We start from the raw sequence: 12,086 nt of genomic DNA, 5'->3' as shown, positions 1-12,086 counted from the left end.
AATAGTTTACCATACTGTTGAACCAAAAATAAGGGAGGTCATCAAAATGAAATCATTTGCAACTCGGACCACATTGACCAGCAACACAGGTGTCGAAGACCTCATTCCCGACTTTGACGCTCAGCTGATTTCTTTTGCCGGGGGATTACCTGATCCCAAACTTTTTCCTAAAAAAGAATTAGCGCTCAGCAGCCAACGCGTGCTGTTAGACGGTACAGAGAATCCATTACAATACCACAACGCCAAAGGCTATTACCCACTGCGCAAATTGATCGCCACCGCCTTGGCTCAAGAAGGCGCCGCCGAAGATCCGCACCACATTCTGCTGACCCAAGGCGCGCAACAAGGCTTGGACTTGGTCGCGAAATTATTCCTGAATCCCCACGACCGCATTGCCGTTGAGGCCCCCACCTATGTTGGCGCCTTGGCCGCTTTCGCCGCTTACGAGCCCACCTACTTAGAATTGCCCATGTCTCCCGATGGCTTAGACCTGGACTTATTAGAGCGAGCTTTGAAGCAAACCACGATCAAATTTCTCTACACCGTCCCTAATTTCCAAAATCCTACTGGCTTCGTCATGTCCTTGACCAAACGCCAACGCCTGGTCCAATTGGCGCAAAATTATGATTTCTATATTTTGGAAGACGACCCCTACAAACATCTGCGCTACTCCGGTGCTGACCTCCCTTCACTACGGTCGTTGGATCACAGTGGTCACGTCATCAGTCTGGGCAGCTTTTCGAAAATCCTAGCGCCTGGCCTGCGCTTAGGCTGGCTCGTCGCCGATGATCCTATCTACACCCAGATCCGGCTTTTGAAAGATGGCGCCGATTTAGAATCACCGGCGCTGATCCAACAGATTGTCGCTGATTACTTGGTCAATAACGACTTCAGCGCTCATTTGCAACAAGTCCAAGCCGATTATCAACAACGGCGCGACTGGATGCTGAGCGCGCTTGAAGCCAATCTGCCTGCTGGTTGGCAAACCTCGCAACCCAATGGTGGTTTCTTCCTTTGGGTCACCGGTCCGGAAAATGTTGATCTCAATCAGTTGTTGCGGACAGAAATCGGGCCGCAAGATCACATTCTCTACGTGCCTTCGACCAATCTCTACGCCAGCAAAAACGTCAACAACGGCGCGCGGCTCAGCTATGCCGGCGCCTCTCACACTCAGATCGACATGGGGATCAAGGTCCTCTGCGACGCCTTTCGCGCACAAAATTCACAGTGCGGAACACAACGGGTTGCAACCAATTAGGCGCAGATTTTTAAAAGTAGGTTGGCCGCAGCTTGCGCTGCGAAATTCGGGGTGAGCTCGCTGTGGGCGCTGTTTTGAGCCAATCCGCAAAGACCGCGGCTTGTCTCAAAATCAGGCCTTGGTCTAAGTGGCAAAGCCACTAAGACCAATTTCACGGCGATCTCACCCCGAATTTCTCCGCTCCAGCCGCTCAACGTTATAGCAGCCGTTTGAGCACTCACGCCGACTGGGCAAGCTATTGTCAATTGGTGAGGACCCACGCAATTAACGACCGTGGTTAGCGGTTACCAGCTTTAAATGGGCGACACCAGCGCAGTCTGTTTGATGAGCAGAGCTAGTTCTCGGTGAATCAACTGAATTGATCGGTTTTCAACCAAGAATTGTCTAGGGAACAGGTAACGCTGTTCAACCGATGCAAACTGTACCGACCAACCAATCCAAATCCGTTGGCATTGCCGTACCACTCACCAAAAGCAGGTTGGCCGCAGCTTGCACTGCGAAATTCGGGGTGAGCTCGCTGTGGGCACTGTTTTGAGCCAATCCGCAAAGTGCGCGGCTTGTCTCAAAATCAGGCCTTGGTCTAAGTGGCACAGCCACTAAGACCAATTTCACGGCGATCTCACCCCGAATTTCTCCGCTCCAGCCGCTCAACGTTTTAACAGACGTTTGAGCACTCACGCCAACGGGCAAGCTGTTGCCAATTGATGGGGAGCCACGCAAATGACGGCCGGGGTTAGTGATTACAATTTTTAAATTGGCGACACCAGCGCAGTCTGCTTGATGAACTAGGACATGATCTTGATGAAGCCGTACCACCAAAAAAGTGTGATGGCCTTGACCACCACACTTGCAAAACCACTTCGTCAAATGCGTTGCTTCGATTGCAGATAGGCGCAATTCTGCCTAGCAACCGCCTCAGGACGTGTGGCTCAGCGGTGAGATTATTCTTAGCGATTTATCGCTTAGAATAAGGCCTGATTTTGAGACAAGCCGCGGTTTTTGCGGATTGGCTCAAAACAGTGCCCACCGCGTTCCAGCCACGACAAACGTCCTGAGGCGGTTGCGTCCCCATCCAAACCCACTAGACCTGCAATCAAGTGCAAGTTCAAAACCAAATCACACCAACCTATCTAATAATATGCAACGCCACGGCATAAATTCCCACAAAAAATGTAACACGATTTTAACTTGTATCAGGTAAGTCTTGAATCCAGCGGGTTCGAGACTTTTTTGTGACGCCGGTCCGCGCGGTAAAAAGTGGGACGGTTGGCGACAATCGTGGCTTTACACAATAATTTGTATACGAAAATTTGTTCGAGCACAATATGTTGTGTATTTTTGCTGGCGTCGGTATAATCAAAATCATCAACTTACGCAGTTTTGACCACTCTCGACAATTAGTCCGCTCGGCGAAAAATCGTGTCGCGGCCACTGCGTTGCAAAATTATTGGGAGGTTTTACCGATGAACAAGCAAAAAATTATCTTATATACCCGTGATGGCTGTATGCAGTGCAAAATGACCAAGCGTTATTTAAGCGAGCATCAAGTCGCCTTTCAGGAAATCAACATCAGCGAGAATCCAGCGTCAGCCGCTTATTTGCGAGAAAAGGGCTTTGCCAGTGTGCCGTTGGTTTTCCGTCAGGATCAAGACGCGCCGATCGTTGGTTTTCGTCCAGAAGCTTTACAGAAGTTGGTCGGTTAGATGGCGCTGGCTTTCTATTCGATCACCGGGCAGACGCGGCGGTTCCTGGCCAAAACGGGGCTGGACGCTTACGAGATCACCGATGCTGACCCCTACCACGCGATGAACACGCCCTATTTGTTGGTGGTGCCGACCTATGATGACGAAATGTTGGAACCGGTGATCGAATTTCTCGGCTACCAAAATAACGCCCGTGATCTGCAAGGCGTGGCTGGCGGCGGCAACCGCAATTTCAACGAGCTGTATATCCACAACGCTAAAGATATCGCCCGCGGCTTAGACGTGCCCGTGGTTTTCGACTTCGAATTCAACGGGACCGCTGCTGACGTGGCCCAATTCCAAAAGGTGGTGCGCCAATTTGAGTCTCAAAAGTCTCGATCTTAATGAAATCACGTACTTCAAGTTAAATAACGAATTGAATCGGCCGGTTGACGGTCAGATTCCTTTGGGCAAGGACCAGGCGGCCTTACAAGCTTTTCTCACAGAGAACGTGGCGCCGAACACGCGGAAATTCGCCACGATCAATGAGAAGATCCAGTGGTTGTTGGCTCATGATTTTCTCGAGCCCGCGTTTATCGCCAAGTATTCCCCTGCCTTCATTGACCAGCTGGCGACTTACTTGAGCGACCAACATTTCACCTTCAAGTCATTCATGGCGGCCTATAAGTTTTACAATCAGTATGCGTTGAAAACCGATGACGGCAACTTTTACTTAGAAAATTTCGAAGATAGGGTTCTTTTTAATGCCCTTTATTTCGCGGATGGCGATGAAGCGTTGGCGCAGCAATTGGCTGACGAAATGATCCACCAACGTTATCAGCCGGCAACGCCAAGTTTCCTCAACGCTGGGCGTCAACGTCGCGGCGAGTTCGTCTCCTGCTTCTTGATCCAGATCACGGACGACATGAACAGCATTGGTCGCGGCGTCAACAGCGCCTTGCAGTTGTCCCGGATCGGCGGCGGCGTGGGAATCACTCTGTCCAACTTGCGCGAAGCCGGCGCGCCGATCAAAGGAATCCAAGGCGCATCTAGCGGGGTTTTGCCGGTGATGAAGTTGCTGGAGGACAGTTTCAGTTACAGCAACCAATTGGGCCAACGTCAAGGCGCCGGCGCCGTGTACTTGAATGTTTTCCACCCGGACATCATTGCCTTTCTTTCCGCTAAGAAAGAGAACGCCGATGAGAAGGTCCGCGTCAAAACGCTGTCGTTGGGCGTGATCGTTCCCGATAAATATTACGAACTGGTGCGCGCCGACGCGAAAATGGCGCTGTTCAGCCCTTATGACGTGGAGCGCGTTTACGGCCAGCCCTTCTCCTACGTGGACATTAGCGCCGAATATGAGCGGATGGTCGCCAACCCTGAGATTCGCAAATATTATTTGCAGGCCCGGGAATTGGAAAATGAGATCAGCAAATTGCAGCAAGAGTCTGGCTATCCTTATATCCTCAACATCGACACCGCCAATCGCAGCAATCCCATCCCAGGGCGGATCGTGATGAGCAATCTTTGTTCCGAGATCCTCCAAGTCCAAACCCCAGCGCAATTGAACGACGCCCAAGATTTTGTCAAAATGGGCACCGATGTGAGTTGCAATCTCGGTTCCACGAATATTTTGAACTTAATGGCCAGCCCTGACTTTGGCCGTTCAGTCAACGCCATGGTCCGCGCGCTGACCTTTGTTTCCGACACGTCGAACATCACCGCCGTCCCGACCATCGCGTACGGCAACCAGCGCAGCCACGCCATCGGTCTTGGCGCCATGGGCCTGCACACCTTCCTGGCCAAAAATCAGATTGAATATGGCTCACCAGAAGCCCTAGAATTCACCAGCACTTATTTCATGTTGCTCAATTATTGGACCCTGGTCGCCAGCAACGACCTGGCCCGCGAACGCCAAGAAACCTTCGCTGATTTCGCGGACTCCGCCTACGCGGATGGCTCCTACTTTGACCAATATCGCCAACAAGATTGGGGTCCTCAAACGGCCAAGGTCCAGGATCTGTTCAAGCATATTTTCATTCCGGGACCCGCTGACTGGGCTGAACTCCAAGCTAAAGTCCAGCAAGACGGCCTTTACAACCAAAACCGCCTCGCCGTCGCGCCGACCGGTTCGATTTCTTACATCAACGACACCAGCGCCAGTTTACATCCAATCACCCGCCTGATCGAAGAACGGACCGAGAAGAAAAACGGCAAGCTGTATTTTCCCGCGCCTCTGCTGGATAATCAGACTTTACCTTACTACAAGTCGGCCTACGACACCGATATGCGCAAGGTGATCGACACTTACGCGGCGGCACAAGTCCACGTGGATCAAGGTATGAGCCTGACTTTGTTCCTGCGGGCGACGATTCCCGCCGGTCTCTACGAATGGAAAAACGAGCCGGAACAAACGACCCGCGATCTGAGTATTTTGCGAAACTACGCCTTTTATCGCGGCATCAAATCGTTGTATTATGTCCGCACGTTTACCGACAACGCGCAAGAAGTCGGCAGTAACGACTGCGAAAGCTGTATTATCTAATAGCTTGACTAAAAGGTAGGTTGGCCGCGGCTTGCGCTGCGCGTGGCGTTGGTGGTGGGCAGGGCTCCAGGTCGGGCTGGGGGTGGTGGAACGCGGCGGGCACGATTTTGAGCTTTTCGGAAACCCGCCGAAAATCTCAAAACTCGGCCTTATTGTAGGCGATAAATCGCCAACAATAATATCGCGGCTGACTCACCCCCAGCCCGACCTTCCGCCAACTAGTAAACAGCCCACCAACGCCACGCTCCGCTCCAGCCGCTCAACGTTATAACAATCGTTTGAGCACTCACGCCATATGCCAAGCTATTGCCAATTGATGTGGAGCCACGTAAATGACGGCCGTGGATATTGGTTACAAGCTTTAAATTGGTGACACCAGTACAATCTATCAGATGAACAAGCCTAGTTATCAGTGAATCAACTGAATCGATTGGTTTCCACCCAAGGATTGTTAAGGCGCGGGTAAAGCTTTTCAAACATTGCAAGCTGTGCCAACCAACTAATCCAAATCCGTTGGCATTGCCGTACCACCCCAAAAGTGGGCAATTGTTTGCCCTCTTACTTGCAAAAGCACTTCGTCAAATCTTTCACTTTGCTAGGCAGATAGGCTCAATGCTGCCCAGCAACCGGCTGGGACTGCGCGGCTCAGTGGTGAAATTGTCCTTGGCGGCTTTGCCGCTTAGGACAAGGCTCGATTTGAAGACAAGCCGCGCCCTTTGCGGATTGGCTTCAAACGATGCCCACCACGTTCCAGTCCGCATCAGCAGTCCCAGCCGGTTGCGCTCACGCGCACCACCCGCCAAAAACCCTGCCATCACGCGAAAGACAAATTTCGCAAACGCTCTCCATGCCACAAAAAATTTTAGCCGTGGTCTTACGGCCATCAGGAGGAAAACAAATGGTTCAGACTTATTACGAGGCGATCAATTGGAACAGCATCGAGGATGCCATTGATAAGGCGACTTGGGAGAAACTGACCGAGCAATTCTGGCTTGATACCCGAATCCCCTTGTCTAACGACTTGGACGACTGGCGCGGCTTGAATCCCGCCGAGAAAACGGTGGTCAATCATGTTTTTGGCGGCTTGACCTTATTGGATACGCTGCAATCCCAAGACGGGATCGATCAACTGCGCCGTGATATTCGCACGCCGCAGGAATTAGCGGTTTTCAACAATATCCAGTTTATGGAATCGGTCCACGCCAAAAGTTACTCGTCGATTTTCAGCACGCTTTGTACCAGTGAAGAAATTACTGAGATCTTCGCTTGGACCAACCACAACGAGTATTTACAGCGCAAAGCGGAGATCGTCAATTCGATTTACCAAACAGGGACGCCCTTGGAGAAGAAGGTCGCCAGCGTCTTCTTAGAAACATTTCTATTTTATTCTGGTTTCTACACGCCGCTTTATTACCTGGGCAACAACAAGCTGGCCAATGTCGCCGAGATCATTAAGCTGATCATTCGCGACGAATCGGTTCACGGCACCTATATTGGCTACAAATTCCAGTTGGGCTTCAACGAGTTGGACGCGGCGGCTCAAAGTCAATTCAAGGATTGGCTCTACAATTTACTCTACGATCTGTATGACAACGAGGAGAAATACACCGCGGCCCTTTATGATCAAGTCGGCTGGACCGAAGATGTCAAAACGTTCCTCCGTTATAACGCCAATAAAGCGCTGATGAACTTGGGGCAAGACCCACTATTCCCAGATACAGCGGACGATGTCAATCCAATCGTGATGAACGGCCTTTCCACCGGAACCGCCAACCACGACTTCTTCTCCCAAGTTGGCAATGGCTACTTGCTCGGTCACGTGGCCGCGATGAAGACCAGTGACTACGACATCGGCCGTAAGCCGTAAGCGCTGATGGCAGGTAGCGGTCCCGCGCCGGTTACCAGAACGCTCACCCCCGCAGCCAACGTTTAAGGGAAATGAATGACTTTTTTCCAAAAATAATCGGCCGTTATAACGCCGCTACATCACCGTTTCTGGGGATGTAGCGGCGTTTTTTGGCAATGGGGCGCTGGCTTATCAGTTGAACCAGCTGCAGATAACGCTTATGATTAGACTAATTATCGTCAGCCTGCTTGAGTTGCGATCCCACGCAAAACCAGGCCCAGGCTGATGGCGGCTAAACGTCGTCTTCTGAAAGGAGTTGGCTTTCGATGATCCATGGTCCTCAGCAAAATTTTGTCGCGCCGATCCAAGTCAAGGCCGTGGTGATGATTCCGGTCTTTGCCCTCCTGTGGCTGTGGTTGGTGCTTCGTAATCTGCGGAAAAACCAACTGAATTGGCCCCACCAAGGTGTCAACGCCTTGCTCCTGACCTATTTAAATCTGTTGTTAAGTGTTACCGTTTTCCCTTTCTTGATTTTCCCGTTAGGTTCGCCGATCCATCAATTGGACTTTGGTCAACAAACGCTGTTGACGGAGCTGAACCCCCTAGCCTTCCTCGATTACCAAATCGGGCAAAATCTGGGCAATCTGATCATGCTGGCGCCGCTGACCTTGTTAGCGCCCTGCCTAGTGCCCCGCTTCCAACGATTCTGGCAGAGTTTGGCGCTGGGTTTTCTCACTTCGTTAAGCATCGAGTGCACCCAACTACTGATGAATTATTTCTACTTGGGTAATCGAGTTTTCGACTTGAGTGACTTGCTGCTGAACACCGGCGGTAGCCTGCTGGGTTGGCTGATCTTCAAGATGGTTCAACGGTGGTGGCCTCAATTGTTGCGCCGCCTACAAGTTGCCTAGGCGATCGCCCATCCCTTAACAAAAAAAGTCTTCCTGTGCCACCAGCAATCACTCGTTTCGCGTGAGTAATTGGTTGGTGCCAGAAAGACTTTTTTATTGAGCTTGGGCCGGGTCAAGCATCACTGGAGCCTCGAGTTGCCGTTATATTACGCCATAACGGTGATCATTTTTTCCGTTTCTTGCGTAAGGCGTTAACCAGCTCTTTCAATTCGTCCATATGATTGCTGGCGTTTTCAACTTTCATGTTGGGGAAACTCCGCAATAAATGGCGTTGGCCAAAGTTCAAGTTGGTCAAATGAGCGCGACTTTGGGGATGCTTGTCCAGAAAGTCGTCCCAGCTCTCATGCACATCTTGACGTAAATCGGCCACACCCGTACTGAGCTCGGCCCGGCGTTCTTCGATGGCCTGGTTGAGTTTCTGCATTTTGGCCCGGAAGGATTGGAGGTTCGCTAAGGTGAAGCCGAAATCGAAGGATCCCAGCGCGATCAGGATTACCGGCAAAATAAAGCCGAAACGTTGCCGCAAATGACCGACCAATAACAGCACTTCCGGTTGAACAAATTTGATGATCAGCACGCAGCAAATCCCCCAAAACAGCGAGATTGGCAAGGCAACATAGCCCTGAATATTCAGCGGCACATTGGCGTAATTCCACCATTTAGTATGGAACATTTTCTCCAGGAGGTAGCCAGTCAAGTATTCCAGCGCCGTCACAAGCAACGTGGCCAAAATGAAGAGTAGCACCACCTGGTTTTGCCACGGGCGCAACAAGTAAACGACGCCGACCACGCCAAAACCATAAATCGGCGTGATGGGACCAATCAGAAAGCCCGTATCCACGAAGCGATGTTCCTTGAAGGCTTTCAGGCTGGTTTCCCAGATCCAGCCCATCGATGCGTAAATGAAGAATTGGAGCACAACTTCAGTAAAAACCCGTTCACTCATGCTCACTTCCCCCTACTTTGTCGTCTTCTTAGCCGCCGCTTTCTTAGTAGTGCCAGCCTTTGACGTGGTCTTTTTGGTCGTTGCCTTTTTCGTGGTCGTCTTCTTTTCTGCGGCTTTTTCAGGCGTCACTTTTGGGGCTGCCGCTTTTGTGGTCGCGGCCTTTTTGGTTGTGGTCTTTTTCGTGGCCGTTTTTTTGGTTGTTGCTTTTTTGGTTGTTGCTTTTTTAGTTGTGGTCTTCTTCGTGGTCGCTCGTTTTCGCGTCGTCGTTTTCTTGGCTGCTGCCTTGGTGGTTTTAACCACGGGAGCTGGCTTCGGCGCAGGCGGATTCTGGAAATTTTCCACGGTTTGGGCCCAATTCGCAGCCATGATCGTCGCGGCCGCGGCTTGATACCCAGCCGGATCGGCTTCACTGCTGCCCAGCAAGTCGATGTGGAAATGGGACACATTCAAATGCTCGGCGCGGGTCACCAAATACAAGTTCAAGGCGACAGGCGCTGCTTCATCAGTAAAGAATTGATTAACTTTCTTATGGTCCGCCATGGGCAGATTGACCGGGCTCAACTCCACGCTGAACTCCGCCGCCGGTTCGCCGCCAATGGTATAGCTGGCATAACCCAAGCGTCCCTCATCAAGGAGGCTGGCCGCTTGCGCCAACAGGTTCGCCGCGACCGCTTGGAAAAACGCCTCATCATGATTCGTGGTTTGCGGGGTGGTGACGATTCGTAACTCTGGCTCTTGCTCTTTTAACGCTGCTTGAAATTGTGCAACAGACATCTTCATCCGAAAAACTCCTATTCCTAACTTTTGACTCCCCTAGCATACCATAATTCTTGGGGAAAACGCCCGAAATACCAAGCTCAGTTATCTGATTGCTTGCGATTGGCCGAGAAAAAAGTATGATGGCCGCAGCTTGCGCTGCGAAATTCGGGGTGAGCTCGCTGTGGGCGTCACTTTGAGCTTCGCAAAACCCGCGAATCTCAAAGCTGAGCCTTGGTCTAAGCGGCAAAGCCACTAAGACCAATTTCACGGCGATCTCACCCCGAATTTCTCCGCTCCAGCCGCTCAACGTTTTAACAGCCGTTTGAGCACTCACGCCATTTGGCAAGCTATCGTCAATTGATCGAGAGCCACGCGGTTAACGACCGTGGTTAGTGGTCATCAGCTTTAAATTGGCGACACCAGTACAATTCGCCTGATGAACTGAGACAAGTTCTTGATGAATCGGCCGAATCGAGCGTTTTCTGTCCATCCATCAATTGTTACGAAAACAAGTAGAGATATTCAGCCTATGCGAAATGTCCCGACCTGCTCATCCAAATCCGTTGGTATTGCCGTATCACCCACCAAAAGTAGGTTGGCCGCGGCTCACGCTATCTTATTCATTCAGCACTCACGCCGGCTGGGAAGTGTTGTTAAACTGATGGGAGCCACGTGACTGACGACCGGGGCTAGCAAGCAGTGTATAGCAAACAGCGTGTAAGCCAGCCCGGGTTGCTTCCGAACACGTTTTAAAAAAACCGAACGACCTGCTCGTGGCCGCTCGGTTTTTCGCTTAATTATCGGCCTGTTGGTGTGCCGTGATGACATTTTCGGCGACTGTCTGGAGCTCCGCCTGCCTTCGCGCTAATTCCTCAGGCTTTGCCTCAACGCCGGTGATCGTGCTTAGCAATGTCTGCCGATAAAGACTATAACCGACAAAGGTTTGCGCCTTGAAGGAGGTTTTGATCGAGCGAATCGCCGCGTTATATTGCGGCGCTTCCTTCAGCCAAGCTTGATAACGTTTGCTGTGGATCGCTGAACCGGTGACCGGTACATATCCTGAGGCCATCGACCAAGCTGTCACCTGTTTCTTTTGCAACAGGAAGCGCATGAACTGCCAAGCGCCGCGCTTTTGCTTCTTGGAGGCTTGCTTAAACATGACCAGATCATTGCCAGCCAAGACATTGGTGGAACTGCCACCATACTCTGGCAAGATCGTCGTCCCCCAAACCAAATGACTCGTTGCTTGATTCTTGGCTTGCGGTTGGCTCGCCGCTTGTTGTAGCTCGGGAATGGCCGAGCTGGAGCCGAAGCCGAAGACCGTCCGCCCCTTGACGAAATCGTAGGTGAAGGAATGGTCTCGTGGCGCCATTTTGATCAGGCCGCTTTGTTCAGACTTGGTGATCATCTGCGCCAGCACCTGATTAGGCGCCGTATTAATGTTCACGTGGAGCTGGGCGTCCACCGGCTGCTGATTGATGCCAAAAGCCATACTCTCCAGCTCCAAATCCGGCGAATGGTCCATCGTAATCGGCGTTAACCCCAGCGCCTTGGCCTTGGCCGCGGTTACCAACAGCTCATCCCAAGTCGTCGGCACCTGCAACTGATACGCATCCAATAAGGCCTGGTTATAGTAAAGAATCCGCGTCGAAATCGAAAACGGCATGGCGTACTGCTTGCTGTTGTACTGCCCCGTCGCCAAAAAACTAGGATTGATATCGATCAATTGCTCGTGCGACAAAGCCTGCTTGCCTTGATACAACATTTGATCCAGCGGTTGCAATAAATCTGCCGCCACATAGTCCGCAATATTCGTATAAGGCGTTTGCGCCAGAACAGGCAGGGTCCCCTGCTTGCTGGCCTGCTTGATTTTCTTATTTAATTTGCTGTAGCTTCCCCAAGATTTTGTAACGACATGATACGTGTGCTGCGAACGATTGAATTCATTGACTAGTTTCTGTTGTGACTTTGCCCATGAGCCTGTCATTCGATGCCAATACGTGATTTCCACGGGTCTGGTCGATTCGGCTTTTCCCGCAACTGTGTGCTGGCACCCAGCCAGCAGCAGTACCCCCCAAATGAGCAAAATCAATTTTGCACTTTGGCTGTATTTCCGCATAGTTACCCCTGCTTCATTTC

At 51.3% G+C, this 12,086-nt stretch carries 15 protein-coding genes; 7 read left to right on the top strand and 8 right to left on the bottom strand.

The genetic code is table 11. From position 1 onward, the window contains the following. Nucleotides 1-46: 46 nt before the first annotated feature. Nucleotides 47-1,258: an aminotransferase-like domain-containing protein gene (locus tag ACYVSB_RS11195; protein ID WP_461219435.1), complete on the top strand. Its 1,212-nt coding sequence runs from the start codon at nucleotides 47-49 to the stop codon at nucleotides 1,256-1,258. Here ACYVSB_RS11195 and ACYVSB_RS11190 read toward each other — a convergent pair. Then, the gene (locus ACYVSB_RS11190) at nucleotides 1,255-1,503 is read right to left on the bottom strand and encodes a hypothetical protein (RefSeq protein WP_461219434.1); all 249 of its coding nucleotides are present in this window, start codon (nucleotides 1,501-1,503) and stop codon (nucleotides 1,255-1,257) included. The genes ACYVSB_RS11195 and ACYVSB_RS11190 overlap by 4 nt on opposite strands. 160 nt (nucleotides 1,504-1,663) lie before the next feature. Next, a complete protein-coding gene (locus ACYVSB_RS11185) occupies nucleotides 1,664-2,125 on the bottom strand; it encodes a hypothetical protein (protein ID WP_461219433.1) in 462 nt (153 codons plus the stop codon). 55 nt (nucleotides 2,126-2,180) lie between these two features. Here ACYVSB_RS11185 and ACYVSB_RS11180 point away from each other — a divergent pair, with 55 nt between their 5' ends. The 4 genes from ACYVSB_RS11180 (at nucleotide 2,181) to nrdE (ending at nucleotide 5,485) form a co-directional block, all read left to right on the top strand. Further along, complete coding sequence (locus ACYVSB_RS11180) at nucleotides 2,181-2,459, top strand: hypothetical protein (protein ID WP_461219432.1); 279 nt, start codon at nucleotides 2,181-2,183, stop codon at nucleotides 2,457-2,459. Nucleotides 2,460-2,721: 262 nt separating this feature from the next. After that, on the top strand, nucleotides 2,722-2,961 hold the full coding sequence (gene nrdH / locus ACYVSB_RS11175; RefSeq protein ID WP_461219431.1) for a glutaredoxin-like protein NrdH: 240 nt from the start codon (nucleotides 2,722-2,724) through the stop codon (nucleotides 2,959-2,961). After that, on the top strand, nucleotides 2,962-3,345 hold the full coding sequence (gene nrdI, locus ACYVSB_RS11170; RefSeq protein WP_461219430.1) for a class Ib ribonucleoside-diphosphate reductase assembly flavoprotein NrdI: 384 nt from the start codon (nucleotides 2,962-2,964) through the stop codon (nucleotides 3,343-3,345). Continuing rightward, complete coding sequence (gene nrdE / locus ACYVSB_RS11165; RefSeq protein ID WP_461219429.1) at nucleotides 3,320-5,485, top strand: class 1b ribonucleoside-diphosphate reductase subunit alpha; 2,166 nt, start codon at nucleotides 3,320-3,322, stop codon at nucleotides 5,483-5,485. The genes nrdI and nrdE overlap by 26 nt, the downstream gene beginning before the upstream one ends. A gap of 218 nt (nucleotides 5,486-5,703) precedes the next feature. Here nrdE and ACYVSB_RS11160 read toward each other — a convergent pair whose 3' ends face one another. Continuing rightward, nucleotides 5,704-5,970 carry a hypothetical protein gene (locus ACYVSB_RS11160; RefSeq protein WP_461219428.1) on the bottom strand — a complete coding sequence of 89 codons (267 nt, stop codon included), beginning with the start codon at nucleotides 5,968-5,970 and terminating at the stop codon, nucleotides 5,704-5,706. 102 nt (nucleotides 5,971-6,072) lie between these two features. Then, the gene (locus tag ACYVSB_RS11155; RefSeq protein ID WP_461219427.1) at nucleotides 6,073-6,288 is read right to left on the bottom strand and encodes a hypothetical protein; all 216 of its coding nucleotides are present in this window, start codon (nucleotides 6,286-6,288) and stop codon (nucleotides 6,073-6,075) included. Nucleotides 6,289-6,383: 95 nt separating this feature from the next. Between ACYVSB_RS11155 and nrdF the strand changes: the two genes are divergently transcribed. Both nrdF and ACYVSB_RS11145 read left to right on the top strand, forming a co-directional pair. Then, entirely contained in the window at nucleotides 6,384-7,352 is a 969-nt protein-coding gene (gene nrdF, locus ACYVSB_RS11150) for a class 1b ribonucleoside-diphosphate reductase subunit beta (RefSeq protein ID WP_461219426.1), read from the top strand. A gap of 305 nt (nucleotides 7,353-7,657) precedes the next feature. Continuing rightward, entirely contained in the window at nucleotides 7,658-8,242 is a 585-nt protein-coding gene (locus ACYVSB_RS11145; RefSeq protein WP_461219425.1) for a VanZ family protein, read from the top strand. Between the two features lie 163 nt (nucleotides 8,243-8,405). Here ACYVSB_RS11145 and ACYVSB_RS11140 read toward each other — a convergent pair whose 3' ends face one another. The 4 genes from ACYVSB_RS11140 to ACYVSB_RS11125 form a co-directional block, all read right to left on the bottom strand. Continuing rightward, nucleotides 8,406-9,188 (bottom strand): putative ABC transporter permease, encoded by a 783-nt coding sequence (locus ACYVSB_RS11140; protein WP_461219424.1) that lies wholly within the window; start codon nucleotides 9,186-9,188, stop codon nucleotides 8,406-8,408. Nucleotides 9,189-9,200: 12 nt separating this feature from the next. Next, complete coding sequence (locus ACYVSB_RS11135; RefSeq protein WP_461219423.1) at nucleotides 9,201-9,968, bottom strand: hypothetical protein; 768 nt, start codon at nucleotides 9,966-9,968, stop codon at nucleotides 9,201-9,203. Further along, the gene (locus ACYVSB_RS11130; protein ID WP_461219422.1) at nucleotides 9,877-10,293 is read right to left on the bottom strand and encodes a hypothetical protein; all 417 of its coding nucleotides are present in this window, start codon (nucleotides 10,291-10,293) and stop codon (nucleotides 9,877-9,879) included. The genes ACYVSB_RS11135 and ACYVSB_RS11130 overlap by 92 nt, the downstream gene beginning before the upstream one ends. A 447-nt stretch (nucleotides 10,294-10,740) precedes the next feature. Then, the gene (locus ACYVSB_RS11125; RefSeq protein ID WP_461219421.1) at nucleotides 10,741-11,934 is read right to left on the bottom strand and encodes an extracellular solute-binding protein; all 1,194 of its coding nucleotides are present in this window, start codon (nucleotides 11,932-11,934) and stop codon (nucleotides 10,741-10,743) included. Nucleotides 11,935-12,086: the final 152 nt, after the last annotated feature.

The organism is Lapidilactobacillus salsurivasis (assembly GCF_054785215.1).
This window is presented reverse-complemented; position numbering and strand designations above follow the sequence as displayed.